At 65.7% G+C, this 24,681-nt stretch carries 28 protein-coding genes; 12 read left to right on the top strand and 16 right to left on the bottom strand.

Annotated elements, in window-relative coordinates; genetic code table 11:
• Window positions 1–83: 83 nt before the first annotated feature.
• The 9 genes from radA to ACN9M2_RS06170 all read right to left on the bottom strand — a co-directional run bounded on the left by radA (window position 84) and on the right by ACN9M2_RS06170 (window position 7,658).
• Complete coding sequence (gene radA, locus ACN9M2_RS06210; protein WP_426287260.1) at window positions 84–1,472, bottom strand: DNA repair protein RadA; 1,389 nt, start codon at window positions 1,470–1,472, stop codon at window positions 84–86.
• Window positions 1,473–1,554: 82 nt separating this feature from the next.
• Entirely contained in the window at window positions 1,555–2,643 is a 1,089-nt protein-coding gene (gene alr / locus ACN9M2_RS06205; RefSeq protein ID WP_426287259.1) for an alanine racemase, read from the bottom strand.
• Between the two features lie 108 nt (window positions 2,644–2,751).
• On the bottom strand, window positions 2,752–3,720 hold the full coding sequence (locus tag ACN9M2_RS06200) for a CsgG/HfaB family protein (protein ID WP_426287258.1): 969 nt from the start codon (window positions 3,718–3,720) through the stop codon (window positions 2,752–2,754).
• A 103-nt stretch (window positions 3,721–3,823) separates the two neighbouring features.
• Window positions 3,824–4,204, bottom strand: coding sequence for an SGNH/GDSL hydrolase family protein (locus ACN9M2_RS06195; RefSeq protein WP_426287257.1), 381 nt, complete (start codon window positions 4,202–4,204; stop codon window positions 3,824–3,826).
• Between the two features lie 171 nt (window positions 4,205–4,375).
• Window positions 4,376–5,791, bottom strand: coding sequence for a replicative DNA helicase (locus ACN9M2_RS06190; RefSeq protein WP_306851344.1), 1,416 nt, complete (start codon window positions 5,789–5,791; stop codon window positions 4,376–4,378).
• Window positions 5,792–5,960: 169 nt separating this feature from the next.
• Entirely contained in the window at window positions 5,961–6,407 is a 447-nt protein-coding gene (gene rplI / locus ACN9M2_RS06185) for a 50S ribosomal protein L9 (RefSeq protein WP_426287256.1), read from the bottom strand.
• A gap of 72 nt (window positions 6,408–6,479) precedes the next feature.
• Window positions 6,480–6,710: a 30S ribosomal protein S18 gene (rpsR, locus tag ACN9M2_RS06180; RefSeq protein ID WP_029214018.1), complete on the bottom strand. Its 231-nt coding sequence runs from the start codon at window positions 6,708–6,710 to the stop codon at window positions 6,480–6,482.
• A gap of 15 nt (window positions 6,711–6,725) precedes the next feature.
• Window positions 6,726–7,148 (bottom strand): 30S ribosomal protein S6, encoded by a 423-nt coding sequence (gene rpsF, locus ACN9M2_RS06175; RefSeq protein WP_306851350.1) that lies wholly within the window; start codon window positions 7,146–7,148, stop codon window positions 6,726–6,728.
• A gap of 183 nt (window positions 7,149–7,331) precedes the next feature.
• Window positions 7,332–7,658 (bottom strand): HesB/IscA family protein, encoded by a 327-nt coding sequence (locus ACN9M2_RS06170; RefSeq protein WP_426287255.1) that lies wholly within the window; start codon window positions 7,656–7,658, stop codon window positions 7,332–7,334.
• Between the two features lie 121 nt (window positions 7,659–7,779).
• Between ACN9M2_RS06170 and asnS the strand changes: the two genes are divergently transcribed.
• The 6 genes from asnS to ACN9M2_RS06140 are packed head-to-tail and all read left to right on the top strand — an operon-like array spanning window position 7,780 to window position 13,038.
• Window positions 7,780–9,183, top strand: coding sequence for an asparagine--tRNA ligase (gene asnS, locus ACN9M2_RS06165; RefSeq protein ID WP_426287254.1), 1,404 nt, complete (start codon window positions 7,780–7,782; stop codon window positions 9,181–9,183).
• Between the two features lie 15 nt (window positions 9,184–9,198).
• Window positions 9,199–10,008 carry a MalM family protein gene (locus ACN9M2_RS06160; RefSeq protein WP_426287253.1) on the top strand — a complete coding sequence of 270 codons (810 nt, stop codon included), beginning with the start codon at window positions 9,199–9,201 and terminating at the stop codon, window positions 10,006–10,008.
• 4 nt (window positions 10,009–10,012) lie between these two features.
• Window positions 10,013–10,345 carry a hypothetical protein gene (locus ACN9M2_RS06155; RefSeq protein ID WP_426287252.1) on the top strand — a complete coding sequence of 111 codons (333 nt, stop codon included), beginning with the start codon at window positions 10,013–10,015 and terminating at the stop codon, window positions 10,343–10,345.
• Between the two features lie 32 nt (window positions 10,346–10,377).
• The gene (locus tag ACN9M2_RS06150) at window positions 10,378–11,166 is read left to right on the top strand and encodes an SDR family oxidoreductase (RefSeq protein ID WP_426287251.1); all 789 of its coding nucleotides are present in this window, start codon (window positions 10,378–10,380) and stop codon (window positions 11,164–11,166) included.
• Between the two features lie 8 nt (window positions 11,167–11,174).
• Window positions 11,175–12,626, top strand: a complete 1,452-nt coding sequence (locus ACN9M2_RS06145) for an aldehyde dehydrogenase (RefSeq protein WP_426287250.1) — start codon at window positions 11,175–11,177, stop codon at window positions 12,624–12,626.
• A complete protein-coding gene (locus ACN9M2_RS06140; protein WP_426287249.1) occupies window positions 12,616–13,038 on the top strand; it encodes a RidA family protein in 423 nt (140 codons plus the stop codon). The genes ACN9M2_RS06145 and ACN9M2_RS06140 overlap by 11 nt, the downstream gene beginning before the upstream one ends.
• Window positions 13,039–13,147: 109 nt before the next feature.
• Here ACN9M2_RS06140 and hutG read toward each other — a convergent pair whose 3' ends face one another.
• The 3 genes from hutG to ACN9M2_RS06125 form a co-directional block, all read right to left on the bottom strand.
• A complete protein-coding gene (gene hutG / locus ACN9M2_RS06135; RefSeq protein ID WP_426287248.1) occupies window positions 13,148–13,945 on the bottom strand; it encodes an N-formylglutamate deformylase in 798 nt (265 codons plus the stop codon).
• 16 nt (window positions 13,946–13,961) lie between these two features.
• Complete coding sequence (gene gorA / locus ACN9M2_RS06130; RefSeq protein ID WP_426287247.1) at window positions 13,962–15,323, bottom strand: glutathione-disulfide reductase; 1,362 nt, start codon at window positions 15,321–15,323, stop codon at window positions 13,962–13,964.
• A 62-nt stretch (window positions 15,324–15,385) separates the two neighbouring features.
• Window positions 15,386–16,645 (bottom strand): NAD(P)/FAD-dependent oxidoreductase, encoded by a 1,260-nt coding sequence (locus ACN9M2_RS06125; RefSeq protein WP_426287246.1) that lies wholly within the window; start codon window positions 16,643–16,645, stop codon window positions 15,386–15,388.
• Between the two features lie 131 nt (window positions 16,646–16,776).
• Between ACN9M2_RS06125 and ACN9M2_RS06120 the strand changes: the two genes are divergently transcribed.
• Both ACN9M2_RS06120 and ACN9M2_RS06115 read left to right on the top strand, forming a co-directional pair.
• Complete coding sequence (locus tag ACN9M2_RS06120) at window positions 16,777–17,349, top strand: C40 family peptidase (protein WP_426287245.1); 573 nt, start codon at window positions 16,777–16,779, stop codon at window positions 17,347–17,349.
• A 123-nt stretch (window positions 17,350–17,472) separates the two neighbouring features.
• Window positions 17,473–17,928: an organic hydroperoxide resistance protein gene (locus ACN9M2_RS06115; RefSeq protein WP_426287244.1), complete on the top strand. Its 456-nt coding sequence runs from the start codon at window positions 17,473–17,475 to the stop codon at window positions 17,926–17,928.
• 187 nt (window positions 17,929–18,115) lie between these two features.
• Here ACN9M2_RS06115 and ACN9M2_RS06110 read toward each other — a convergent pair whose 3' ends face one another.
• Window positions 18,116–18,604, bottom strand: coding sequence for an FKBP-type peptidyl-prolyl cis-trans isomerase (locus ACN9M2_RS06110; RefSeq protein WP_306851366.1), 489 nt, complete (start codon window positions 18,602–18,604; stop codon window positions 18,116–18,118).
• A gap of 53 nt (window positions 18,605–18,657) precedes the next feature.
• Window positions 18,658–19,893, bottom strand: a complete 1,236-nt coding sequence (locus ACN9M2_RS06105) for an MFS transporter (protein WP_426287243.1) — start codon at window positions 19,891–19,893, stop codon at window positions 18,658–18,660.
• A 122-nt stretch (window positions 19,894–20,015) separates the two neighbouring features.
• Here ACN9M2_RS06105 and ACN9M2_RS06100 point away from each other — a divergent pair, with 122 nt between their 5' ends.
• From ACN9M2_RS06100 to ACN9M2_RS06085, 4 genes are all read left to right on the top strand, one after another.
• Window positions 20,016–20,306, top strand: a complete 291-nt coding sequence (locus tag ACN9M2_RS06100) for a hypothetical protein (RefSeq protein WP_426287242.1) — start codon at window positions 20,016–20,018, stop codon at window positions 20,304–20,306.
• Window positions 20,307–20,364: 58 nt separating this feature from the next.
• A complete protein-coding gene (locus ACN9M2_RS06095) occupies window positions 20,365–21,027 on the top strand; it encodes a class I SAM-dependent methyltransferase (RefSeq protein WP_426287241.1) in 663 nt (220 codons plus the stop codon).
• A gap of 230 nt (window positions 21,028–21,257) precedes the next feature.
• The gene (locus ACN9M2_RS06090; protein WP_426287240.1) at window positions 21,258–22,640 is read left to right on the top strand and encodes a DEAD/DEAH box helicase; all 1,383 of its coding nucleotides are present in this window, start codon (window positions 21,258–21,260) and stop codon (window positions 22,638–22,640) included.
• An 85-nt stretch (window positions 22,641–22,725) separates the two neighbouring features.
• Entirely contained in the window at window positions 22,726–23,166 is a 441-nt protein-coding gene (locus ACN9M2_RS06085; protein WP_426287238.1) for a hypothetical protein, read from the top strand.
• Here ACN9M2_RS06085 and rimJ read toward each other — a convergent pair.
• Window positions 23,150–23,704, bottom strand: coding sequence for a ribosomal protein S5-alanine N-acetyltransferase (rimJ, locus tag ACN9M2_RS06080; RefSeq protein ID WP_426287237.1), 555 nt, complete (start codon window positions 23,702–23,704; stop codon window positions 23,150–23,152). The genes ACN9M2_RS06085 and rimJ overlap by 17 nt on opposite strands.
• Entirely contained in the window at window positions 23,701–24,549 is an 849-nt protein-coding gene (gene fghA / locus ACN9M2_RS06075; protein WP_426287236.1) for an S-formylglutathione hydrolase, read from the bottom strand. Before fghA ends, rimJ begins: the two co-directional genes overlap by 4 nt.
• Window positions 24,550–24,681: the final 132 nt, after the last annotated feature.

Here is a 24,681-nt window from a genome sequence, read left to right as displayed (position 1 = left end):
TGGGAGCCCACTCTGTCGGCGATGGGTGCTTGCCTCAACCCGGCCCGCTGCCGCGAGATCGCCGACAAGGTCGGCTCCCACGGTCACTCCCGGCTGGCGTCGATCGCTTGCGAGAGGCGTTCCACGCCGATGACTTCCATCTCGCCCACGCGGCCACGCTTGGGAGCGTTCGCCGCGGGTACCACGGCGCGGCGGAAGCCATGCGTCGCCGCTTCTTTCAGGCGTTCTTCGCCGTTCGGCACCGGGCGTATCTCGCCCGATAGACCGACTTCGCCGAACGCTATCGATTTTTCCGGCAGGGGGCGGTCGCGCAAGCTCGACAGGACCGCCATCAACACCGGGACATCCGATGCGGTTTCCTGCACGCGGATACCGCCGACCACGTTGACGAAGACGTCCTGGTCGTAGGCGGCCACGCCGCCGTGGCGATGCAACACGGCGAGCAGCATCGCCAGACGATTCTGTTCCAGGCCCAGCACGACGCGACGCGGATTGCCCAACGACGATTGGTCGACCAACGCCTGCACTTCCACGAGCAAGGGACGGGTACCCTCGCGGGTGACCATCACCGCGCTCCCGGCCGTAGGGCCCGAATGCGCCGAAAGGAAGATCGCCGACGGATTGGGGACCTCGCGCAGGCCCTTCTCGGACATCGCGAATACGCCGAGTTCGTTCACCGCGCCGAAGCGGTTCTTGAAGGCACGCAGCACGCGGAAACGGCTGCCGGACTCGCCCTCGAAATACAGCACCGCATCGACCATGTGTTCGAGCACGCGCGGGCCGGCGATACCGCCCTCCTTGGTCACATGGCCCACCAGGAACACCGAGGTGCCGGTCTCCTTGGCGAATCGCGTGAGCTTTGCCGCCGATTCGCGCACCTGGCTGACCGATCCGGGAGCCGCGGTGAGCAGTTCCGTCCAGATCGTCTGGATCGAATCGATGACCAGTACGCGCGGCCGAGCCGATGCGGCCTGCTCCAGGATGCGCTCGATGCAGGTCTCCGCCAGCGCATGCAAGGGAGCGAGCGGAAGATCCAACCGCTGGGCGCGTCCGGCGACCTGCGCCAGCGATTCTTCGCCGGTGACGTACAGGCTCGGCAGGACCGCGCCCAATGTGCCGAGCATCTGCAGGAGCAGGGTCGACTTGCCGATACCGGGATCTCCACCGATCAGGACCACCGAGCCATCGACCAGGCCACCGCCCAGGACGCGGTCCAGTTCACCGATGCCCGTGTTCGTGCGTGCCTCGGCGGTAAGCAACACTTCGGTGAGCGGCGTGATCCTGGGCGCGCCCGCCGCCTCGCCGGCATAGCCGCCACGGCGCGCGCCGGTCGACACCGCGTTGGGCTTCGCCGCCTGGACGACGAACTCGGACAGGACGTTCCATTCGTTGCACTCGGCGCATTGGCCCTGCCACTTGCTGTGTTCGGCGCCGCACTGGGTGCAAACGTAGGCGGTCTTGGCCTTGGCCATCGTTCGGGATATCCGTGGAAAAGTAGACGCTATATAGCGCGTGGCTGTCGCAAGGGACGATACGCGAAGAAATCGGCCGCGTTCATGCTTCGTCTTCGACGAAGAGTACGCGCCGCGTCATGCCACAGGTGAGATCGTAGGAGATCGTGCCGGCCGAGGCCGCCACGGTTTCCACCGGCAAGCCATCGCCCCACAGGGTCACCCTGTCGCCCACACGAGCATCCGGGACCAGACGCAAGTCCAGCGTGATCAAGTCCATCGACACTCTTCCGACCAGTGGCGCGAGCCGCCCGTTGACCAGCACTGGCGTGCCGGCAGTTGCACTGCGCGGATAGCCATCGCCGTAACCGATCGCGGCGACGCCGACGGCCATGTCCTCAGGGCAGACGTAGGTGCCGTTGTAGCCCACGCGCTCGCCTTTCGCGAGGTGGTTGATCGCCACGAGGCGCGTCGTCAGCGACATGGCGGGACGGAAACCGAAATCGGCGCCCGAACGCCCTTCCACGACCGACAATCCGTACAGCAGGCCACCGGTGCGAACCCAGTCGCCACGCGCGTCCGGCCAGCCAAGCACGGCCGCCGAGTTGGACAACGCGCGCGGGCCCTGCAGACCCTCGGTGGCTTCCCTGAAGCGGGCAATCTGCAACGCCGTGTCCCTCCCTTCGAACTCCTCCGACGAGGCGAAGTGGGTCATGAGGCCGACGTCGCGGTCGATCGCGGGCATCGCGAGCACGGCGGCATGGACCTCACGAGCGCGCTCCGGCGGAAAGCCAAGCCGGTGCATGCCGGTATCCACCTTGATCCAGACCCGCAGCGGTCCACGGGCCGGATCGGCCCTGACCAGCCAGGGTAACTGCGCGTCGTGATGGATCAACGCCTCCAGGCGCAGGCGCTGCATCTCGGCGATGTCGGAGGGCGTGTCCGGTCCTGAAAGCACCACGATCCGCTGCCGATGCCCGGCCGCACGCAAGCGCAAGCCATCGGCGATGGCCGCCACGGCAAACGCCTCGGCCTCGCCATCGAGCGCGCGAGCCACACGCTCCAGCCCATGGCCGTAGGCATCCGCCTTGACCACCGCCATGACCCTGGCGCTGCCCGCGAGCGCACGAACGCGGGCAAGGTTGTGGCGCAGGGCACCGAGATGAATGGTCGCGACGGTGGTACGGCTCATGGCTATCGAAGCAACGCGGTAGTGATCGGTCACCCAGTCTAGCCGTAACGATTGGGCGACCGTGTGGCGCAAAGATGGCGCGTCACGGCGGATAGTTCGTCGCCTGGGTCATCGGGCGAGGTCGAAGTCAGCCGACGATACCCAGCCCCGATTGCCGTGCTCGTCGTCCACTTCCCACATGAGCCCGATCCGGTCGCCCGTCGGGTACACGAGCATGCCGGGTTCGAGCGAACGGATCGTCTTGCCCTTGCCGTCCGCCTTGGCGGACATGCGGCTGGCGACGCGCATCGTGCCGGACTGCCGGCTATTCGCCGCCGACGCATCGGACGGCAGGCCGCCCAGCTCGGAAACGAGCTTGGTGTACGCATCGAGGTAGGCCATGGTGATCACCTGCCCCTGGGTGGTGTTCGTATACCCACCGAGGCCCGCCGAGCCCAGGCTCTGGCTACCCCACATGTTGCCCTGGCCCCCGAGCCCGATATCGTTCTTCTCGCCGTGACCTTCCACCATCGCCACCTGCTCGGAAGAACGCACGTCCGTGACCGTGAGGGTCACGTCGGCGGTCTTGGAGCTGAGCTTGACCGAGCCGGCGATACGTCCCGCCGTCCCGCCTAGCACGCTCTGCGCGAGGCCTGAAATGCCGCCGCCTCCGCCATCGCGGTTGCTGTCGATCAGGTCGGGCACGAGGACATAGTCGGCCGCCTTCACCTGGCCCTTGCCGATGTTCGAGCCACCACGCAATTCCCCTCCCGACGCCAGTGCGCGTTCACGCATGGCGGCATCCATGCCACTGCTGCGATCGACGAGGGTGAAACAACCGGACTTCGAGACGAACACCTTGATGAGCTTCGTAGGCGCCGGCAGTTGCTGCCCCGTCCACCACTTCAATGCCGCTTCCGGCTCGATGACCGAGATGGAACCCAGTTTCTTCGTGCAGTGGGGAATCTGCGCCACCTTCGCGTCGTGCTCCTTGTTCTTCTTGTTGAAGAACGGCAGTCCCGCATGGGCGGGCGAGGCCAGCGAGGCGCAGAACACCGCGGCCGCGACGACGGCGGCCGGCCTGATGAAAAATTCCATGGTCGATCCTTTGCTGAGGGCCACGGAAATGCTAAGGAACCGCAACCCGAAGGTCAGTAGGATGTCGTCCTAAAATTGGCAAGCGATCGCCCGCCACGATTCATCAGTGTCCGCCGTCGAGCACGCCGTCGATCGCCTTCTGGGACAGCGGCGCCATCACCTTGTAGCCCGCCGCGTTCGGATGCAGGCCATCGTCGCTGAGTTCCTTCCTCAAGGCGTCGTGGGCGTCGACCATCGCGGCGTAGTAATCGATCGAGTCACCCATGAACACCACGCGTTTCTCGCCAGGCTTCGGCGGCGGATAGGTGGCGTTATCCCTGGCGTAGCGGGCGAGCAAGGGCCAGTCGTTGAGCCGTTGCTCGATGTCCGCGCGCTGGTCAGGGGTGGGATGTTCCGGAAGGACGATGCGATTCGCGGCCGTCGCCACGGACGCCACGGTCAAGACGAGACACCACACAGCCATCCAGAAACCGATGCGCTTCATCCCGGGTCCCCTCGCGTTCCTATCGTATGGTCGTGTGATGGTGTGGGAGCCGCTTCAGCGGCGATGGGTGCTTGCCTCGACATGGCCCGCTGCCGCGGGATCGCCGCTGAAGCGGCTCCCACAGATCAAGCGGCTCCCACGGATCGAGCGGCTCCCAAGGCCTGGCGGTGCCTAGTCGAACGAGCCCACGTAGGAATCCGGCGCCCAATTCTCGAACTTCGTGTAGTGACCGAGGAAGGCCAGTTTCACCGTATCGGTGGGTCCGTTTCGCTGCTTGCCGATGATGATCTCGGCCAGCCCCTTATCGGGCGACTCCTTGTTGTAGTACTCGTCGCGGTAGATGAACATGATCACGTCCGCATCCTGCTCGATAGCGCCGGACTCGCGCAGGTCGGACATCATCGGGCGCTTGTCGGCACGTTGCTCCAGCGAGCGGTTCAACTGCGACAGGGCGATCACCGGCACGTTGAGTTCCTTCGCCAGCGCCTTCAGCCCACGAGAGATCTCGGAGATTTCCGTCGCGCGGTTTTCGGAGTTACCGGGTACCTGCATCAGCTGCAGGTAGTCGATGACGATCAGGCCCAGGCCGTGCTCGCGCTGCAGGCGGCGCGCCCGCGAGCGCATTTCCACCGGCGACATCGCCGGCGTGTCGTCGATGAAGATCTTCGCGTCGGACAGCATGGTGATCGCGGAGGTGACGCGCGGCCAGTCTTCTTCGGCGAGGTCGCCATTGCGCAGGTGTTGCGCGTGGACGCGGCCCAGCGAGGAGATCAGGCGGAAGGCGAGCTGCGAGGCCGACATTTCCATCGAGAACACCGCCACCGCTTTCTTTCCGCGCATGGCGGCGGCCTCGGCGAGGTTCAGCGCGAACGCGGTCTTACCCATCGACGGACGCGCCGCGATGATGACCAGGTCGGACGGCTGCAACCCGGAGGTCAGTTCATCCAAGTCGGTGAAGCCGGTGGACAGGCCGGTGAGCTGGCCGCGCTTCTCGTAGCGCTCGGTAAGCATGCGGAAGGCCTCGCCCACGGCCTCGCGCACCGACACGATATCCTTCTTGCCTCGGGCGCCGGATTCGGCGATGCGGAAAACGCGCTGCTCGGCGAGTTCCATCACCTCCTGCACGCTCTTGCCTTCGGGACGGAAGCCATCCTCGGTGATCGACGTGCCGGCATCGATCAACTGGCGCAGCACGGACTTCTCGCGAACGATGTCGCCATACGCGCCGATGTTCGCCGCGCTGGGCGTCGAGTTCGCCAGTTCCATCAGGTAGGTGGCACCGCCGACCATCTCGGCGGTCTCGTTGGCGACGAACCAGTCGCCGAGCGTGATGGCGTCGCAAGGCATGCCCTTGTTCGCCAGTTCGTTGATCGCACGCCATATCAGGCGATGATCCCTACGGTAGAAGTCTTCCTCGGAAAGCTTGTCGGCGACCTTGTCCAGGGAATCCGGCGAAAGCATCAAGCCACCCAGCACGGCCTGCTCGGCCTCGATGGAATGCGGCGGAATGCGCAGTGAATCGATGGCGGAAGGCTCACGACGGCGCTTGCGGTCGCCGCGCTCGCCTCGCTCGGGATTGAAGGACATGGATTACCTCGTGTTGCAGACGGCGCCCACACCGGAACGGCTGGTCGCGATGTCGATCATACGCTGGCTGGTCTCACCCGTTGAGAGGATAAGTCTGTGGATAACTTGTGGGTGGAAACGAAAACGGGCGCCTTTCGGCGCCCGTCTCGGAATCGCGGTGGTACGGGGCTTACGCGCCGACGACCTTGACCTTGACCGTCTGCTGCACGTCGGCGTGGAGGACGATGATGACCTCGTACTCGCCAACGACACGGAAGGGGCCTTCGGCCTGGATCACTTCGCTCTTGTCGACGTCCAGACCCTTGGCGGTGAGCGCCTCGGCGATGTCACGCGGGGTGACCGAGCCGAACAGCTTGCCTTCCGGCGACGCGTTCACTTCGATCGTGACTTCGGCGCCATCGAGCTTGGCGGCACGACCCTCGGCACCGGAGAGTTGCTCCTTGGCCTTGGCTTCGTACTCGGCGCGACGGGCTTCGAACGCTTCGAGGTTGGCGGCGGTCGCGCGGGCGGCCTTGCCGGTCGGGAGGAGGAAGTTACGGCCGTAGCCCGGCTTGACAGTGACCTTGTCGCCGAGGTTGCCGAGGTTCTTCACCTTCTCGAGGAGGATGAGTTCCATGGGGTATTCCTTTTCGTTAGCACGGGATGGGCCCCGTGCAGCCAATAATGGTTGTCCGAGGGCTTACGACGATCAGACGTCGTGGTTGTCGGTGTACGGCAGCAGCGAGAGGAAGCGAGCGCGCTTGATCGCGGTCGCCAGCTGGCGCTGGTAACGGGCCTTCGTACCGGTGATGCGGCTCGGGACGATCTTGCCGTTTTCGGTGACGTACTGGCGGAGGGTGTTGAGATCCTTGTAATCGATCTCCTTCACGCCCTCGGCGGTGAAGCGGCAGAATTTGCGGCGGCGGAAAAACTTGGACATGTCTGTGATCCCCGATTAGTCGTCGCTGTCGCGATCGTTGTCGTTGTCGCGACCACCACGGCGGTCGTCGCCGTCGCTGTCGTCGTCACGGCGACGCGAACCCTTCTGCTCGTCCTTTTCCTTGCTCTTGAGGATGAAGGACTGCTCGACGTCGGCTTCGTCGCGACGGATCACGAGGTGGCGAAGGACGGCGTCGTTGAAACGGAAACCCGTCTCGAGCTCGTTCAGGACGCTCTGCGAAACCTCGATGTTCAGCATCACGTAGTGAGCCTTGGCGAGGTTCTCGATCGGGTAGGCCAGCTGGCGGCGGCCCCAGTCTTCGAGACGGTGGATCTTGCCGTTGTCGCCTTCGATCAGCGTCTTGTAACGCTCGATCATGGCGGGCACCTGTTCGCTCTGGTCCGGATGGACCAGGAACACGACTTCATAATGACGCATGGTGGCTCCTTGTGGATGCACCCCTTGCGGGGATGGCAGCCTCCCGCGACTGGCGGTGAGGCAAGAAGACCCTCCTGAGGGAGGGCCAGCCGCGCATTGTAAGGAGAAACGAGGGGTTACGGCAAGCCTTGTATCGCCGACAGGGCCGGCTCCCATCAGAAGGGACTCGGCAGCGGGCGGCGCTCAGGAGACGGTGAAGCTCTCGCCGCAGCCGCACTCGCCCGTGGCGTTGGGGTTGTGGAAGACGAAGGACGCGTTGAGGCCCTGGCGCTGGAAATCGATCAGGGTGCCGTCGACCAGCGGCATGCTCTTCGGGTCGACGACGACGCGGATGCCGTCGATGTCCAGCACCTTGTCGTCCTCGGCGACGGCATCGGCCAGATCGACCACGTAGCCGAAGCCGGAGCAGCCCATCCGCTTGACGGCGAAGCGCACGCCCGCGGCATCGGGTGCCTTGGCGAGGAACGCACGCATGCGGTCGGAGGCGGCGGGAGTGATCTGGATGCTCATGAAAACGTTTTCTGCCCGTGGTATACCGATGAACGGTGCCGTTCACGCGACCCTTACATTATCATGCAAGGTCGCGTCCTACGCGCCCTTAGATGCGGCGCCTCTTCTGGAGTTTCAATCGATGACGGTGGTAAGCGTCAAGCAGGCCCTCGCCGGCGGCACGGCCGCGGGGGAACACGAAGTCACGGTCCGCGGGTGGGTACGCACCCTGCGCGAGTCCAAGGGCGGCCTCTCGTTCGTCAACCTGAGCGACGGCTCCTGCTTCGCCCCGATCCAGATCGTGGCCACGTCGGATCTCGACAATTATGAGACGGACGTCAAGCGCCTGTCGGCCGGTGCGGCCGTCATCGCCACCGGCAAGCTCGTCCCCTCGCAGGGCAAGGGCCAGGCCTATGAGATCCAGGCCACCCGTATCGAGGTCACCGGTTTCGTCGAGAACCCCCTCACCTACCCGATCCAGCCCAAGCAGCACTCGATGGAGTTCCTCCGCGAGGTCGCCCACCTGCGCCCGCGCACGAACCTCTTCGGCGCCGTGACCCGCGTTCGCCACACGATGATGACGGCGATCCACCGTATCCTGACCGAGCAGGGCTTCTTCTGGATCAACACCCCGATCATCACCACGTCGGATGCGGAAGGCGCGGGCGACATGTTCCGCCTGTCCACGCTCGACCTGGCCAACCTGCCGCGCGACGACAAGGGCGGTATCGATTTCCGCAAGGATTTCTTCGGCCGCGAAGCGTTCCTCACCGTGTCCGGCCAGCTCAATGTCGAGGGTTATGCCCTGGCGATGAGCAAGGTCTACACCTTCGGTCCCACGTTCCGCGCCGAGAACTCCAACACCACGCGTCACCTGGCCGAGTTCTGGATGGTGGAGCCCGAGGTGGCCTTCGCCAACCTCGACGACAACGCCGACCTCGCCGAACTGTTCCTCAAGGGCATCTTCAAGGCCGTGCTCGACGAACGCCCCGACGACATGGCGTTCTTCGCCGAGCGCGTGCAGCCGGACGCCATCACGCGCCTGGAAGCCTTCATCGCCAAGCCGTTCGAGCGCATCGACTACACCGAAGCCGTGGCGATCCTGCAGAAATCCGGCAGGAAGTTCGAGCACCCCGTCGCCTGGGGCGTGGACCTGCAGACCGAGCACGAACGCTTCCTCGCCGAGGAACATATCGGCCGTCCGGTGGTCGTCATGAACTACCCCGAACAGATCAAGGCGTTCTACATGCGCCTCAACGACGACGGCAAGACGGTCGCGGCCATGGACGTCCTGGCCCCCGGCATCGGCGAGATCATCGGCGGTGCCCAACGCGAGGAACGCCTCGACTATCTCGACCGGCGCATGGACCAGTTCCATCTCGACAAGGCCACCTACGACTGGTATCGCGACCTGCGCCGCTACGGCACCGTGCCCCACGCCGGTTTCGGCCTCGGCTTCGAGCGCCTGCTGGTCTATGTCTGCGGCCTGTCCAACATCCGGGACGCCATCCCCTATCCCCGCGCGGCAGGGAGTGCCGAGTTCTGACCCACTGAGACGATCATGCCCCCTTCCGTCCCCCGTCTCCTGCTGCTTGCCCTGGCGCTCACCGCGCTGGGGGCTTGCCGCACGATCGTGCCGCCGAACTTCCGTCCACCGGAAAACCCGACGAACACCATCGACATCGCGCGCAAGACGCTCGACGACGCGTCGCCCTGCTGCGGCAGCTTCGCCGACCTGTCCTACCAGGACATGCTGCCCTGGCAACCGCAGCGATTCGAGCTGAGCAAGGACAGCCCGGTCGCCAATCTCAACGGCGACCGCAGCTATTTCCTCGCCTTCCGCCTGCCACAGGGCGCGCACCTGCCCTACACCATCGCGATGAAGTCCGAGCTCAACGGCCGCTGGCTGAGTTCGAGCTACCTCTTCGCACCGACGGTGGTGCTGCTGGATGACGCTTTCCAGCCGTTGCACTCGGAAGACATCCAGTTGTGCGAATACATCGGCTGGACGAGCGAAACCACCGGTGCCTTCGGCAAGTTCAAGGTCGTGGACGACAAGGCCCGCTACCTCGTGGTGTATTCGTCCGCGAAACAGCAGCAGAGCCAGACCTACTGGGAGCAATCGCCCACCACGTTCTCGGCCGAGGCGCCGGTGAAGATGAACCCTGCCGGCAGCTTCAAGATCGCCCACGGCCCCGATGGCGTCCTCTATGTCGGCATGCAGAACGACACCTACAAGAAGGCGATCAACAACGCCGTCTGCTCGAAGGCTCAGCAAGGAAACGGGGTGATCTCGACGATTCGCGAGGTGGTCACCACCGACCTCCTGCGTACCGACGACACGAAGAAAGACAAAGAAAAAGGCAGCTGACCCGATGCAGAGCGCCGTCTTCCTCTATCTCCTGCTTCTGCTCGGCGCGGTCGCGTTCTTCGTCCTGCACTTCATCGCGCAGTGGCGGTTCACCACCCTCCTGCGCAAGCGTTATCCCGACCAGTGGAAGACCATCGTGGAGGCCGACACCGGTCGCCCCAACGGCATGGCCAACTGGTTGCGCGTACGCCGGGTACTGCGCTCGGATGCACCGGCACTGTTCAACGACGACGCCCTCACCCGCTGGCAGGGCTGGTGGAAACGCTCGCCGTGGTTCGCCTGGCCGTGCTGGTTCGCCGCAATGGCGATACAGTGGTGGGCAATGAAACAGGGCTGACCGCCCACCATCCTCATTCCAGGGAGCGCCGCATGGATCTTCGCCTCACCGGTCGTCACGCGCTGGTCTGCGGCGCTTCGCAAGGCCTCGGACGCGCCACCGCCTTCGAACTGGCGGAGCTCGGGGCCAGCGTCACCCTGCTTTCCCGCTCCGCCGATGCGCTCATCGCGCTCGCTGCCGAGCTCCCTGCGACGCAACCCGGGCAGACCCATAGCCACGTCGCCGTCGACATGCTCGATACCGACGCCTTGGCCGAGGCCATCGGCGAGGTGGTCAAGAACCATGCCGTGCATGTGTTGGTGAACAACAGTGGCGGCCCTCCGCCCGGTCCGGTCTGGAGCGCGGAGCCGGAGGCCTTCCTCACAGCCTACCGACAGCATGTGATCGCCGCGCAGGTGATCACCCATGCCTGCCTGCCCGGCATGCGCGAGGCGCGTTACGGGCGGATCGTGAACATCATCTCCACATCGGTGAAGGAACCGATCCCCAACCTGGGCGTTTCCAACACCACGCGCGCGGCCATGGCCGGCTGGGCCAAGACCCTGGCCGCCGAGGTCGCACCCGATGGCATCACGGTGAACAACATCCTTCCCGGCTACACCCGTACGCCGCGGCTGGAGGCACTGGTGAAAGCCAGCGTGGACGCCGGCCGTACCCGCGAGGAGGTCGAACGGGGCCTGCTCGCCAGCGTGCCCGCCGCCCGTTTCGGCGAACCGGCGGAAATCGCCGCGATGATCGCCTTCCTCGCCAGTCCGGCCGCGGGCTACATCAACGGCACCAGCATTTCCATCGACGGCGGCCGCACCCGCGGGCTGAACTAAGGCAGGCCATGATCGTCCTCGCCAACCTGATCGACGGCCATTCGCGCGCGCCGCGAGGTGGCCGTTATCTGGACGTCGCCGATCCCGCGACCGGGCAAGCCTTCGCACGCTGCCCGGATTCCGACGCCACCGACGTCGCCGACGCGGTGGATGCCGCATCGCGTGCCGCGCCAGGGTGGGCCGCGACGCCGTCCGAACGCCGTGCCCGGTGCATGCAGCGCCTGGCCGATGCGATCGAGGCGCGGCTGGAATCCTTTGCCGAGGCCGAATCGCAGGACAGTGGCAAACCGCTGGCGCTCGCCCGCACGCTCGACATCCCGCGAGCCGTGGCGAACCTGCGTTTCTTCGCCGCGGCGGCGAGCCAATGGAGCGCTGAATCGCACGCCATGGAACAAGGGGCCATCAACTACACGCTGCGCCTGCCGCTGGGCGTGGTCGGCTGCATCAGTCCATGGAACCTGCCGCTCTACCTGTTCACCTGGAAGATCGCCCCTGCCCTTGCCGCCGGCAACACGGTGGTGGCCAAGCCATCCGAAGTCACGCCGTACACCGCCTGGTTGCTAGGCACGCTCGCCGAAGAAGCCGGCTTTCCGCCGGGTGTCCTGAACATCGTCCATGGCAGCGGTCCAGCGGTCGGCGAAGCCATCGTCATCCATGAGACGGTGAAGGCGGTCTCCTTCACCGGCAGTACGCGCACCGGCGTGGCCATCGCCGCGGCGGCCGCGCCCCGCCTGAAGAAGGTCTCGCTGGAACTGGGCGGAAAGAACCCGACCATCGTCTTCGACGATTTCGACTTCGCCGACGCATCGATGGCGACGATCGTCCGCTCGGGCTTCGCCAACCAGGGCGAAATCTGTCTGTGTGGATCGAGGCTGCTGGTGCAGCGCCCGATCTACGAACGCTTCCGTCGCGAATACCTGGAGCGCGTGCGGACGTTGCGGGTGGGCGATCCACTCGACGAGCGCAACCAGCTCGGCGCACTCGTCTCCAAGGCGCATTTCGACAAGGTCAGCGGTTGCATCGAGCGCGCCCGCGCGGAAGGCGGCAGCATCCTCATCGGGGGCGGACGAGTGGATGTGGGAGGCCGCTGCGCCGAGGGCTGGTTCATCGCGCCGACGGTGATCGAAGGTCTTGCGCCCGACACAGCCACCAACCAGGAAGAAATTTTCGGCCCGGTCGTCACGTTGATCCCGTTCGATACGGAGGACGAGGCGCTGGCGATCGCCAACGGCACGCCCTACGGACTTGCCGCGTCGGTGTGGACTCGCGATGTATCGCGTGCACACCGCTTTTCGGCACGCCTCGAGTTCGGCATCGTCTGGGTGAACTGCTGGATGCTGCGCGACCTGCGCACGCCGTTCGGCGGCACGAAGCAATCCGGCGTTGGCCGCGAAGGCGGTTTCGAGGCCATGCGTTTCTTCACCGAAGCCAGGAACATCTGCATCGATCATGGGCAATGACGTCATCCGCGCCGAAGGCGCACCCGCGCCGGTCGGCGCCTATCCGCACGCCAGGCGTGTCGGGCCCTTGCTGTTCCTTTCAGGTATCGGCCCGCGAGTACCGGCTACCGATGCCATTCCCGGCAATGTCGTCGACGAGACGGGGAAACTCGTGTCGTACGACATCGAGGCACAATGCCGGCAGGTCTTCGCCAATGTACGTGCCGTGCTCGAAGCCAGCGGGGCGCGCTTCGAAGATCTGGTAGATGTCACCGTGTACCTGACCGATATGGCGCGCGACTTCGCCACGTATAACCGGCTTTATGCGGAAGCCTTTCGGGGGGTAGACGCGTGCCGGACGACGGTGGAGGTCAATGCGTTGCCGACGCCGATTGCGATCGAGCTGAAGTGCGTGGCGGCGCTGGCTTCGTAGGCATCGCCGACAAAGTCGGCTCCCACAAGACTGCTGAAACATCGCCGACGGGGTCGGCTCCCGCCAGGTTGTGGCTGCCTGGTGGGAGCCGACCCCGTCGGCGATTGGCCTAGGGAGTGACCGTACGCGCGCTGTCGAGGCAGACCTTCAGCATCTCCCCGATCAACACCTGCACGCTCGCCGCTTGCTTCGGCAGGTACTCGAAGGAATCCTCGTCCATGTAATTCAGTTGCGCGAGCTCGAGTTGCACGGCATCGATGCCGTGCGCGGGCTTGCCGTAATGGCGCGTGATGTAGCCGCCCTTGAAACGGCCGTTCACTGCGAAGGAATATTCATCCTGCCTCTCCAGCACGGCGGCGAGTTTCGCCTGCAGGTCGGGCGAGCAACTCGCGCCATCGGCCGTGCCGAGGTTGAGGTCGGGCAGGCGCCCCTCGAACAGCATCGGCACATGGCTGCGGATGGAATGCCCTTCCCACAACACGACATGCCCGAATTCCGCTTTCAGGCGCGCCAGCTCGTCGGCGAGCGCGCGGTGATAAGGCTTCCACCAGCGCTTCACGCGATCGGCGATTTCCGCCGCATCCGGCTCGGCGCCGGCGCGGTAGATCGGCTCGCCGCTGAACAGCACGGTGGGCACGAGGCCGGTCTCGCTTTGCCCCGGATAGAGGGCATGGCCGTCGGCAGGACGATTCAGGTCCACCACGTAGCGCGAGGCGAACGGCTTGATCACGCTCGCACCCATGCCGCGGGCGAAATCGTACAACTCGGCCACGTGCCAGTCGGTGTCCGGCGAGCGGCGCGCCGGGCGCTTCATGCGTGCGGCGAGGTCATCGGGGATCGCGCTGCCGTTGTGCGGCAGGCTGATCAGGAGCGGCGCGGTGCCGCGGTGAAGGGTGTACGGGCTCATGGCAAGAGTGTACCGCTCATCCGGGCACCCGATCGCCCATCAGCACCATTTCCTCGGACGAGGTCGGATGGATGGCCAGGGTGGCGTCGAGGTCAGCCTTGGTGGCACCCATCTTGATCGCCACGGCGAAGCCCTGGAGGATCTCGTCCACCCCCGGGCCGAGCATCTGCATCCCCACGATGCGGGAATCGCCGCCCACGCAGATCAGCTTGAAGCGCGTGGTGATCGGCCGGTGCGCCAGCGCCAGCTGCATCGGCACGAACGACTGTTTGTAGAGGTGCACTTCGGCGCCATATCGCTCGCGAGCCTGCTGCTCCGACATGCCGATGGTGCCCAGCGGCGGATGTGAGAACACCACGCTGGGGATGTTCTGGTAATCGAGCTTCGCCTCCGGCTTGCCGCCGAACAGGCGGTCCGCGAGTTTGCGGCCCGCCGCGACGGCCACGGGCGTCAACGCCATGCGCTGGGTCACGTCGCCCACCGCGTAGACGCCCGGCACGTTGGTGTTCTGGTAATCGTCGATCTCCACGTGCCCGTCGTCGCCGGTGACGAGGCCGATGCGGCCGATGTCGAGCGAAGCGGTATCGGCGTGCCGGCCCACGGCCCAGATCAAGGCGTCGTAGGGTCCCGGATGGTCGCCACGGTCGCAGTCCAGGAGGAGGACGCCGTCCTTCTCATGCACCGCGTCGATCTGGCATTCGTAGTGGACACGGATGCCATGCTGGCGCATCTCGTCGCCGAGGCCATATGCCATTTCCTCGTCGAAGCCGCTCATCAGGCGGCCACGCACGTACATGTCCACGTCACTGCCCAGGGCGCGCAGCACGCCCGCCAGTTCCACCGCGATGTAACCGCCGCCCACGATGGCCGTGCGGCGCGGGCAGGCGCGCAGGTTGAAGAAACCGTCCGATGTCATGCCCAGGTCGAAACCCGGCTTGTCCAGCCGGTTCGGCGTGGAGCCCGTGGCGATGAGCACATGCGGCGCCGTCAGTTCCCGCGTGCCGGCCTGCACGCGGCCAGCGGAAAGGAAGCGGCCATACTCGCGCACGACCGTCACGTGACCCGTGTCGAGCGCCTGTTGGTACTTCACGTGGATGCGGTCGACATACGCCTGCCTGCGCTCGATGAAACGCGGCCAGTCGAGACTGCCGGGCTTGTCGTGGAAGCCGTAGTCCACCGCGATGTACTGTGCTTCGGCCATCTGCGCCGCGTACCACATGGCCTTCTTCGGCACGCAGCCCGCGTTGACGCAGGTGCCGCCCAGTTCCTTCGGTTCCAGCAGCGCGACCTTCGCGCCGTGCTTCGACGCCCTGATAGCCGCGGCGAGCCCGCCCGAACCGCCGCCGATCACGATCAGGTCGAAAGCTTCCGAAGTCATGCCATGTTCCTTGGGTAGGGGAGGTGACACCGTAGCAAATGCGATGGCGAAGGTCCGCGCGTCTAGAGTCCGAACCGTGCCGGTGCATATGGAGCCGGGTCCAACGCCGGCGCCGGGCCCGCGAGGAGGCTGGCCACCAGCTCGCCGGTCGCCGCCGACATGCTGATGCCGAGCATGCCGTGCGCCGTCGCGTACATCAGGTTCGACCATCGCGCGCTCGGGCCGATGATCGGCACCTCGTCCATGCTCATCGGTCGCCACCCCCACCAGGGCACGACCTCGCCGCGCCCTTCCGGCTCGCGAAGATAGCTGGCCGCGCCACGCCGCAACGCGTCGATGCGCAACGGGTTGAGGCCCTCGTCGAAACCGGAAAACTCCATCGTGCTGCCAAGACGGAACCCCGAGACCCACGGGGTGACGCACACCGCGGCTTCGCGCAGCACCAGCGAATGACGTGGCGCGTGCTCGGGTGGCCGCTCCCAGGTCAGCGAATAACCTTTGCCTGGCTGCATCGGCAAACGGATGTCGAGCAGCTTGCCGATCAACGGCGACCATGCGCCGAGCGCCATGACTACGCGGTCGCCCTGGAAGACGCCGCGGGTGGTACGCACGTGGGAAACACGCGCACCGTCGAAGACGAAGGAATCCACCCGGGCACCGGTCTCGATCGCTCCGCCGAGTTCACGCACTCGTCGCGCCAGTTCCGCGACATACCGGTCCGGTCTCAGCCTTGCATCGCCAGGATGCAGCAAGGCGCCCACCACGCCATCACGCAGGCCCGGTTCCAGCGCCATGGCCTCGTCGGCATCCAGTGTCCGCACGTCCATGCCGAGCCGGCGCAGCAAGTCCACGTGCGGCCGGTCGTGGCGTAGCGTACGCACCTGGCGGTAAACGTAGAGTTCGCCCACTTCCTCGAATTCGCAGGCCATGCCTTCGCTGGCGATCAGGTCGCCCAGCAAGGTCCGCGAGCGGGCCAGGATCGCCCCTCGCGCCTCACCCGCTTGCCGGTACCGAGCCCAGGTGCAGTTCCGGGCGAAACCTAGCAGCCAGCGTGCCCGGGCCGCATCGGGACGCGGATTCACGTAGAGCGGCGCATCGCGTCGCAGCAGCGAACCCAGGGCCGTTCCGACCATGCCCGGCATGGTCAGCGGCCCGGCGTGGCTGGGCGTGATCGTGCCGCAGTTGCCATGCGAGCTTCCGCTACCGGGCTGGGCCTGCTCTAGCACCCGCACACTCGCCCCTGCCTTGAGCAGGTACAGGGCGCACGCGAGCCCGATCACTCCGCCACCCATGATCAGAACATCGCTTCGGGACCTATCCATCCAGGCATTTTAGCGGCCCGGCCACCCTTCATCGGCTGTGCCCGGCCTACATTCGCGCGCTTTAGCAGGTATTCCACGCAACCCATTGATTTGATAACCTCGTTGCGCCGATCCTGACAGGGGAACGCCCGATGTCGCCAGCCACCCGTCCTTTCCGCATCCGAACCTGGCTCGGTTCCCTCGCCGTGGCCGCCGTCGTGACCTTGCTGGTCGCCTGCGGCAGCGCGCCGCACAAGCCCTCGTCCTCGCAGCGGCGGAATCCGGCTTCGGCGGTGCCGCTGGCGAAAAACCTGGGTTGGTCCACCAAGCCGGCCGACGCGCCGCCAGCCGACGCCGCCAACGACGTGCTCTTCCGTGCCATCGGCCTGGTCGGCACGCCCTACCGCTGGGGCGGCAATACCCCCCAGGGCGGTTTCGATTGCAGCGGGCTCATCAACTACATCTACCTGACCTCGACCGGGTTGCGCCTGCCCCGGACCTCGGCGGAGATGGCCGCGCTCGACAAGCCAAAGGTCGACGAAACCGAACTTTCCAGCGGTGACCTCGTCTTCTTCGGCCGCGGACACATCACCCACGTAGGGGTTTACGTAGGCAAGGGTCGTTTCGTACATGCGCCGAACTCGGGCGGTACGGTACGTTTGGACGACCTGGACGGCGCCTACTGGAAAGAGAACTTTGCCTACGGACGCCGCGTCCTAAACTGAACGGACGGCAACGCGCCCGGCGCTCGCTCAACAATTGAATTGCGCGCGATTAAATTGCGTGCTTTACTGTGTTCCGTGACCGGCCTTCCGGCCCTCCCCTCCCAGACGACAAAGGACAAACCCATGAGCAATATCTCCAAGTTCGACGGCGACGCCCTCTACACCGCGCATGCCAAGGTCGCAGGTGGCCGTAACGGTCACGTCAAGAGCGACGACGGCCGCATCGACATGGACCTGCGCCTGCCGAAGTCCATGGGCGGCACCGGTGAAGGCAGCAATCCCGAGCAGCTGTTCGCCGCCGGCTATGCGGCCTGTTTCGAAGGCGCGGTGCGTTTCGTCGCCGGCCAGAAGAAGGTCAAGGCCGACGATGCCTCCGTCGCCAGCAGCGTCAGCATCGGCAAGCGCCAGGGCAACGGTTTCGCCATCCGCGCCAAGCTTGAGGTGAGCCTGCCGGGTGTCGACGACGCGACCGCCAAGGAGATCGTCGCCTTCGCCCACGAGAATGTCTGCCCGTACTCGCACGCCACGCGCGGCAATATCGACGTCGAGATTTCGGTGAACGGCCAGTCGGTGGTCTAAGACCTGATTTAAGACTTGCTGGTTGAAACAAAGACGGCGCCCAAGGGCGCCGTCTTTGTTTTCGAGATCATCGCGAATCGCCGACAGAGTCGGCTCCCATCAAGCTGCGCTGATTCGAGCCGCGCTGCTTGATGGTCTTACCAGCCCGCGCTGATCGGGTGGGAGCCGACCCTGCCGGCGATGATTCTCAGTGCGCGGCGTCGCCGTTCGGATGGGCGTGCCCGTGCGCGATTTCCTCTTCCGTCGCGTCACGCACGGACTGCACGTCGACGTGGAAATTGAGCGTCTTGCCCGCCATGGGATGGTTGAGGTCGATGTCGACGACGCTGGAACCGATCTTCTGCACGACGACCACGCGGCTACCGCCTTCCTTCAACGAAAGAACGGTGCTGTCGCCGGCCTTCAGGCCCTTGCCCTGCTGCGGGAAGTACTTCTTCGGCACGCGCTGCGTCATGCCTTCCTGGCGAGGGCCGTAGCCTTGCTCCGGAGCGATCTCGACATCGAAGGTGTCGCCGACCGACTTGCCTTCGAGACCGGCCTCGAGGCCGGGGATCAGCTGGCCGTGGCCGAGCAGTATCCACAACGGCTCGCCGCCCTCGATCGAGCTTTCGACCTTCTCGCCATCGACGGTGAGGGTGTAATGGAACGAGATGACCTTGCCCTTGCCAGCCTGCATGTTCGTTTCTACCGGAGGAAAACGGGGGATTTTAGCCGTGCCCGGTCGTGGCGTCACGTCGGACCACGGTGGCGGCCGAAGCCGACGCCGCGAGCTTCCGGCCCGAGCCAGGTCAGCAGCGCCAGGAGCAAGGCCACGACGGCGATCCAGGTCGACATCGCGAAGGCGAAATCGCCCCCTCGCTGGCCGGCCAGCCAGGTCTGCGCGGTAGCGGTGATCGCCGCGAGCAGGTTGCCCATCTGGTAGGCGAAGCCCGGCAGGGTGCCACGCACGGCATCCGGCGCCAGTTCATTGAGGTGGGTGGGCACCACGCCCCAGGCACCCTGCACCATCACCTGGATGAGGAAGGCGCCCAGGCCGAGCAAGAGCAACGAACCACCGTACATCCACAGCGGAACCACCGGGATCGCCAGCAGCGCCGCGATGATGATCGCCTTGCGCCGGCCGATCCGCTCGGAAAGCGAGCCGAAGGTCAGGCCACCGGCCAGCGCGCCGAGGTTGAGCAATGCCGTGAGCAGGAACGCGGTGCCCGAGCCGGCGGGAATCCCCAGGGTCTCCTGCACGAAGGTCGGGTACATGTCCTGCGATCCGTGGCTGAACATGTTGAACGCCGCCATCAGGAGCATGAGGTAGACGAACAGTTTCCAGTGCCCGCGCATGGACACGAAAACGCTCTCGCGCGCATGCGAGCGGCGGCTCTCCCATACCGGCGACTCCGGCACCTTGCGCCGGATGTACAGGACCAGCAGTGCCGGCAACGCACCGACCACGAAGAGGCCTCGCCAGCCGATGTGATCCACCAGCAACCAGTTGGCGAGTGCCGCGAGGAAGAAGCCACACGGGTATCCGCTTTGCAGCAAGCCGGAAACGAAGCCCCGTGAACTGGCGGGAATCGACTCCATCGCCAGCGACGCTCCGATGCCCCATTCGCCCCCCATCGCGATGCCGAAGAGGAAGCGCAGGCCGAGCAGGACACCCAGCGTCGGCGCGAACGCGCATGCCACCTCCAGCAGCGAGAACAGCACGATGTCGAACATGAGTACCGGCCGGCGCCCGTAACGATCGGCCAGGCGGCCGAAGACCAGTGCGCCTATCGGTCGTGCGGCGAGGGTGAGGAACAAGCCGTAGGTCACCTCCTGCTTGGGCACGTGGAACTCGTTGGCCACGGCGAGGATGACGAAGGTCAGCAAGAAATAATCGAAGGCGTCGAGGGTCCAACCCAGGAAGCTGGCTATCACGGTGTGCCGCTGCGCGTGATCGAGATCGCGCAGCGCGGCGGGAAGCGACATGAGAATTTCCTCAACGATCGGGCGGCGCCGAGGCTAGCACAGCGCTAAGATCCGACGTGCGCCTCACGGCGCAATAACGGCATGCCACTACACTGGTGGCTACCACGACAGACGGAGGACTCATGAAGTACTCGCGATCGATCGTTTCACTCGCACTCCTCGCCAGCCTGGGCATCGGCATGGCCCACGCCCAGTCGGAAGGCGGCTCCGACAGCGGCGGCGCCCCTGCGTTTTCCGAGATCAGCAAGGACGGCAAGAGCATCAAGCGCAGCGACGTGCCCAAGGACAACGAAGCGCTCAAGCAACTTCGTGCGCATTTCCCCGAAGCGGATGCGAACCACGACGGCAAGGTCGACAAGGGCGAATACGACGCCTACATCAACAAGAACAGCCAGCCGCAGCAACAGCGCTAGTATCCAAGGTCGCGTGCGGTCTTCGTACGCGGCCCTCTCTAAGGATGGACCACCACACATGATCCCCGACAGCCGGACGAGGCAGCGCATCGCCTCCCGATTCAGTCGCCGCGGCGACCGGATCTACATCCACGGCAAGCCGGCCACCGATCCCGTGTACGCCGCCGCCGCACGGGCCATCGCCGGAAAACGCCTGCCCCTGCTCGACATCGGCTGCGGCCTGGGCCTGCTCGGGCATTACCTGCATGCGTGCGATGCGCTCGACGGCTACGTCGGCCTCGATCACGACGCCCGCAAGATCGCCATGGGTCGCGTCGCCGCGGAACGGGCCGGGCTAGGCGGCGAGATCGCCCTGTGCGAGGGCGACGCGGCCACGCCGCAAGCCTTGCGCGGCCACGTCGCCATGCTCGATGTCCTGCATTACCTGCCGCAGGAGCGCCAGGGCGAACTGCTGGCCTTCGCCGTCGACCACCTGGCGGACGACGGCGTGCTGATCCTGCGCAATGTCATCCGCGACGGCTCCTGGCGCTATCGGGCCACGGTATGGGAAGAGAAGTTCATCAAGGCGGTCGGCTGGATTCCAGGCGGCGCGCAATACTTTCCGACCGAGGACGACATCCGCGGGGTGCTCGAACCGCGCGGGATACGCGTCGACTTCCGGCCGCTGTTCGGGCGGACGCCATACAACAGCTACCTGATGACGGCGTCCCGGCGGGCCTGAACCGGCCACCCACCCATTGTGCGCCGCAATAAGGTATACTGGGCGGGTCGTGCTTGCGCTCCGACTCCCTTGCGGACCCCCGGCGTGGAGATTTTTCCCGCCCGTTCCCCCACCTCCGGAAGCGCGCACGACACCGGCCAGCCTGCTGTCTTCGTCATGGTTCGCGGCCGCCAAATCCATAACTCGCAGCGCGGTTCCAGGGAACGCTCGGGTCACGCAGGAGTTTCTCCATGTCTTTCGATTCGCTGGGCCTTGCGCCCGCGTTGCTGCGCGCGTTGTCCGAGGCAGGCTATGAAAAGCCCACGCCCATCCAGGCCGCCGCCATTCCCGAAGTCCTCGCCGGCCACGACCTCATGGCCGCCGCGCAGACAGGCACCGGCAAGACCGCCGCTTTCGCCCTGCCCGTGCTGCAGCGCCTCGCCCGCGAGGAGCGCAACGAAGGCCGTCGCCCGATCCGTGCGCTCATTCTCACGCCCACCCGCGAACTCGCCGCCCAGGTGCAGGAAAACCTGCGCGACTACGGCAAGTACGTGCGCCTCTCCAGCACTGTGATCTTCGGCGGTGTCGGCATGGGCAACCAGTTACAGGCCCTGCGTCGTGGCGTCGACATCGTCGTCGCCACGCCGGGCCGCCTGCTCGACCACATGCAGCAGCGCTCGGTCGATCTGTCGAAGGTCGACGTACTCGTCCTCGACGAGGCCGACCGCATGCTCGACATGGGCTTCCTGCCGGCGCTCAAGCGCATCCTCGCCGCCGTGCCGCGCCAGCGCCAGACACTGCTGTTCTCGGCCACGTTCGCGCCCGAGATCAAGGCCCTCGCCCAGCAGTTCATGCGCGATCCGCGCGAGATCTCGACCACGCCGGCGAACACCGTCGCCAATACCGTGACGCATGTGGTGCATCCGGTGGATGCGGCCGCCAAGCGCGACCTGCTGCTGCACATCCTTTCGCAGGACAGCCGTCGCCAGACGCTGGTCTTCGGCCGTACCAAGCACGGCGCGGACAAGCTCGTCCGTCACCTCGAACAGTCCGGCGTCAAGGCCGCGGCGATCCACGGCAACAAGAGCCAGAACGCGCGCACGCGTGCGCTGTCCGACTTCAAGTCGGGCCGTGTCACCGTCCTGGTCGCGACCGATATCGCCGCTCGCGGCATCGACATCGACCAGCTGCCGGTGGTGATCAACTTCGATCTGCCAATGGTCGCCGAGGATTACGTGCACCGTATCGGCCGTACCGGCCGCGCCGGTGCCGAAGGCCAGGCCATCTCGCTGGTCAGCCACGACGAATCGGGCCTGCTGCGCGACATCGGCCGCCTGCTGAAGACGGACCTCTCGATCAGCAACGTGCCTGGCTACGAGCCGAGCACGCCCTTGCGCCTGGATGCGGGCGCACCGCGCCCGAAGCAGCAGCAACGCCAGCCGCGTTCGCAAAGCGGCGGTGGCCAGGGCCGTCCCGGCGGCAGCGGTGGCCAGTCCCGACAGGGCGGCGGCAACGGCGGCGGACGTCCGCCGGCACACCGTCCGCACGGCCACTCGGCCGCGGGTACGGGCGAGAACACCGGCAGCCACAAGCGCCGTCGCCAGCGTCGTGGCCCCGCCACGAACAAGGCCTGATGGCCTAGCCGCATGGGCGATGGTTCGCCCATGCGGCAATCCGGATCATGGGTGCTGGCAGGTTTCCCCATCCAGGTAGTTCCGCATGACCCGATTCCATCGCTACAGCGTCGCCGTGTTGCGCACGGCGTTCGGCGCCCTTTTCACCTTTTCCGGCCTCAACCACATCTTCGCTTTCTGGCAACCTCCGGCACCGCATACCAGTGCCGGCCGCGCGTTCATGGCGGGATTGGAAGCCAGTGGCTTCGTGGTGCCGCTGGTGGGCGTGGTCTTCGTCTACGCCGGCGTAGCCTTGATGTCGGCGCGACTGGTGCCGCTCGCCCTGCTCCTGCTGGCCGCTCCCGTGGTGGCGATCTTCGGTTACCACTTCGTCACTGAAGGCCATACGCTGGGTCCGCACGTGCTCGTGCTGGCTGTCTATCTTCTGCTCGCCTGGCAGGAACGCGGTGCATGGCGCGCGTTGTTCAGCGCGGGCCACGACACGCCCGCGTCCGGTGAATCCTCGCCGCTCAGCCCTGCGTTCTGATCTTCGCCGTGAGGACGTGGTCCTCCCACAGGCCATCGATCTTCAGGTAACGCTTCGCATAACCTTCCTTCTCGAAACCCAGGCGTTCGAGAAGCCGGCCACTGCGGTCGTTGCGCGGCATGTAGTTCGCCATCACGCGATGGAAATCCAGCGGGCCGAAGGCATAGCGGATGCCGGCATCGATGGCCTCGTACATCAGCCCCTTGCCTTCATGCCGCCGTGCGATGCCGTAGCCGAGGTGACAGGCCTGGAACACGCCGCGCACCACGTTCGCGAAGGTGAAGCTGGCGATCATTTCCCCACCGTCGGGCGACAGCACCGCGAAAGGGTAGCCCCGGTCGGCACGCGCCGCCTCCAGGCCTGCCTCGATCGCCTGGTGGCACCCCTCCAGCGAATAATGCAATGTCGTGCGCAAGGGCTCCCAGGGCGCGAGATGGTCACGGTTCTCCGTGCGATAGCGTTGCAGGAGTTCCGCTTCCTCCACGTCGAGCAGCCGGATCACCGTGCGCGACGTGCGCATCCTTATCGGTTCGCTCATGGGATCAACGCTTTCGCGTGGTGGCGCAGGTGATCCTCGATGAAGGTCTGGATGAAGTAGTAACCGTGGTCGTAGCCCGGGTGCATGCGCAGGTCGAGCGCCTGTCCGGCCTCTTCACAGGCCGCCTCGAAACGCTGCGGCTGCAACTGATCGAGCAGGAACCCATCGGCCTCGCCCTGGTCCACCAGGATCGTGCCGTCGAAACGGGCGCCTTCCTCCACCAGACGGGTGGCGTCATACCTCGCCCAGCTGGTGCGATCCGCGCCGAGGTAGCGGGGAAAGGCTTTCTGGCCCCACGGGACACTGGCGGGAGCGACGATCGGCGCGAAAGCGGACAACGAGCGGTAGCGGCCGGGATTGCGCAGGGCAACCACCAAGGCGCCATGGCCACCCATGGAATGGCCGAAAATGCCCTGTCGCCGCATATCCAGCGGAAACCGCCCGGATACGAGGCGTGGCAGTTCGTCCACCACGTAGCTGTACATGCGGAAGCGCTCGTTCCACGGCGCCTCGATGGCGTCGAGATAGAACCCGGCGCCCTCGCCAAACTCCCAATCCCCCGTGGCGCCGGCCAACCCGGTATCGCGAGGGCTCGTGTCGGGCATCACCAGGGCCAGCCCCTGTTCCGCCGCCATGCGCTGCGCACCGGCCTTGATGGTGAAGGTCTCGGCGGTGCAGGTGAGGCCGGCGAGGAACCAGAGCACCGGGACGGGACCCTTTTCCGCGGCCGGTGGCAGGTAGACGGCGAAACGCATGGTTCCCCCGCAAGCGTCCGAAACATGCGAATAAAAGCCTTGAACGCCGCCGAAGCAACGCTGTTCCGACAGGGTCTCGATCGCCGTCATGTGCCCGTCCCTTACTGAAGCTGACCGAAGAGTGTAACGCCGTCACGCCAGGCAGCCACGACTCACGGCGAATCACGCATATCGCTGCTACAATACGTTTACTGCCCGGCGCCGAATGTCGCCGCCGCGCCC

Source organism: Luteibacter sp. E-22 (assembly GCF_049913125.1).
In the GTDB taxonomy this organism is placed as follows: Bacteria; Pseudomonadota; Gammaproteobacteria; order Xanthomonadales; family Rhodanobacteraceae; genus Luteibacter.
The sequence above is the reverse complement of the archived record's forward strand: the minus strand, read 5'-3'. Positions and strand labels throughout refer to the sequence as shown.

Excerpts from the sequence above, each read along its gene's own strand:
- ACN9M2_RS06105 (WP_426287243.1), bottom strand. The coding sequence starts at position 19,893 with ATGTCGCTTCCCGCCGCGCTGCGCGATCTCGATCACGCGCAGCGGCAC.
- rimJ (WP_426287237.1), bottom strand. The coding sequence starts at position 23,704 with ATGAGCGAACCGATAAGGATGCGCACGTCGCGCACGGTGATCCGGCTG.
- asnS (WP_426287254.1), top strand. The coding sequence starts at position 7,780 with ATGACGGTGGTAAGCGTCAAGCAGGCCCTCGCCGGCGGCACGGCCGCG.
- ACN9M2_RS06120 (WP_426287245.1), top strand. The coding sequence starts at position 16,777 with ATGTCGCCAGCCACCCGTCCTTTCCGCATCCGAACCTGGCTCGGTTCC.
- ACN9M2_RS06140 (WP_426287249.1), top strand. The coding sequence starts at position 12,616 with ATGGGCAATGACGTCATCCGCGCCGAAGGCGCACCCGCGCCGGTCGGC.
- ACN9M2_RS06170 (WP_426287255.1), bottom strand. The coding sequence starts at position 7,658 with ATGAGCATCCAGATCACTCCCGCCGCCTCCGACCGCATGCGTGCGTTC.
- rpsR (WP_029214018.1), bottom strand. The coding sequence starts at position 6,710 with ATGTCCAAGTTTTTCCGCCGCCGCAAATTCTGCCGCTTCACCGCCGAG.
- ACN9M2_RS06085 (WP_426287238.1), top strand. The coding sequence starts at position 22,726 with ATGACCCGATTCCATCGCTACAGCGTCGCCGTGTTGCGCACGGCGTTC.
- fghA (WP_426287236.1), bottom strand. The coding sequence starts at position 24,549 with ATGACGGCGATCGAGACCCTGTCGGAACAGCGTTGCTTCGGCGGCGTT.
- ACN9M2_RS06115 (WP_426287244.1), top strand. The coding sequence starts at position 17,473 with ATGAGCAATATCTCCAAGTTCGACGGCGACGCCCTCTACACCGCGCAT.
- rpsF (WP_306851350.1), bottom strand. The coding sequence starts at position 7,148 with ATGCGTCATTATGAAGTCGTGTTCCTGGTCCATCCGGACCAGAGCGAA.
- ACN9M2_RS06100 (WP_426287242.1), top strand. The coding sequence starts at position 20,016 with ATGAAGTACTCGCGATCGATCGTTTCACTCGCACTCCTCGCCAGCCTG.
- ACN9M2_RS06090 (WP_426287240.1), top strand. The coding sequence starts at position 21,258 with ATGTCTTTCGATTCGCTGGGCCTTGCGCCCGCGTTGCTGCGCGCGTTG.
- hutG (WP_426287248.1), bottom strand. The coding sequence starts at position 13,945 with ATGAGCCCGTACACCCTTCACCGCGGCACCGCGCCGCTCCTGATCAGC.
- ACN9M2_RS06150 (WP_426287251.1), top strand. The coding sequence starts at position 10,378 with ATGGATCTTCGCCTCACCGGTCGTCACGCGCTGGTCTGCGGCGCTTCG.
- rplI (WP_426287256.1), bottom strand. The coding sequence starts at position 6,407 with ATGGAACTCATCCTCCTCGAGAAGGTGAAGAACCTCGGCAACCTCGGC.
- ACN9M2_RS06200 (WP_426287258.1), bottom strand. The coding sequence starts at position 3,720 with ATGGAATTTTTCATCAGGCCGGCCGCCGTCGTCGCGGCCGCGGTGTTC.
- ACN9M2_RS06155 (WP_426287252.1), top strand. The coding sequence starts at position 10,013 with ATGCAGAGCGCCGTCTTCCTCTATCTCCTGCTTCTGCTCGGCGCGGTC.
- alr (WP_426287259.1), bottom strand. The coding sequence starts at position 2,643 with ATGAGCCGTACCACCGTCGCGACCATTCATCTCGGTGCCCTGCGCCAC.
- ACN9M2_RS06125 (WP_426287246.1), bottom strand. The coding sequence starts at position 16,645 with ATGGATAGGTCCCGAAGCGATGTTCTGATCATGGGTGGCGGAGTGATC.
- radA (WP_426287260.1), bottom strand. The coding sequence starts at position 1,472 with ATGGCCAAGGCCAAGACCGCCTACGTTTGCACCCAGTGCGGCGCCGAA.
- ACN9M2_RS06145 (WP_426287250.1), top strand. The coding sequence starts at position 11,175 with ATGATCGTCCTCGCCAACCTGATCGACGGCCATTCGCGCGCGCCGCGA.
- ACN9M2_RS06190 (WP_306851344.1), bottom strand. The coding sequence starts at position 5,791 with ATGTCCTTCAATCCCGAGCGAGGCGAGCGCGGCGACCGCAAGCGCCGT.
- ACN9M2_RS06110 (WP_306851366.1), bottom strand. The coding sequence starts at position 18,604 with ATGCAGGCTGGCAAGGGCAAGGTCATCTCGTTCCATTACACCCTCACC.
- gorA (WP_426287247.1), bottom strand. The coding sequence starts at position 15,323 with ATGACTTCGGAAGCTTTCGACCTGATCGTGATCGGCGGCGGTTCGGGC.
- ACN9M2_RS06195 (WP_426287257.1), bottom strand. The coding sequence starts at position 4,204 with ATGAAGCGCATCGGTTTCTGGATGGCTGTGTGGTGTCTCGTCTTGACC.
- ACN9M2_RS06095 (WP_426287241.1), top strand. The coding sequence starts at position 20,365 with ATGATCCCCGACAGCCGGACGAGGCAGCGCATCGCCTCCCGATTCAGT.
- ACN9M2_RS06160 (WP_426287253.1), top strand. The coding sequence starts at position 9,199 with ATGCCCCCTTCCGTCCCCCGTCTCCTGCTGCTTGCCCTGGCGCTCACC.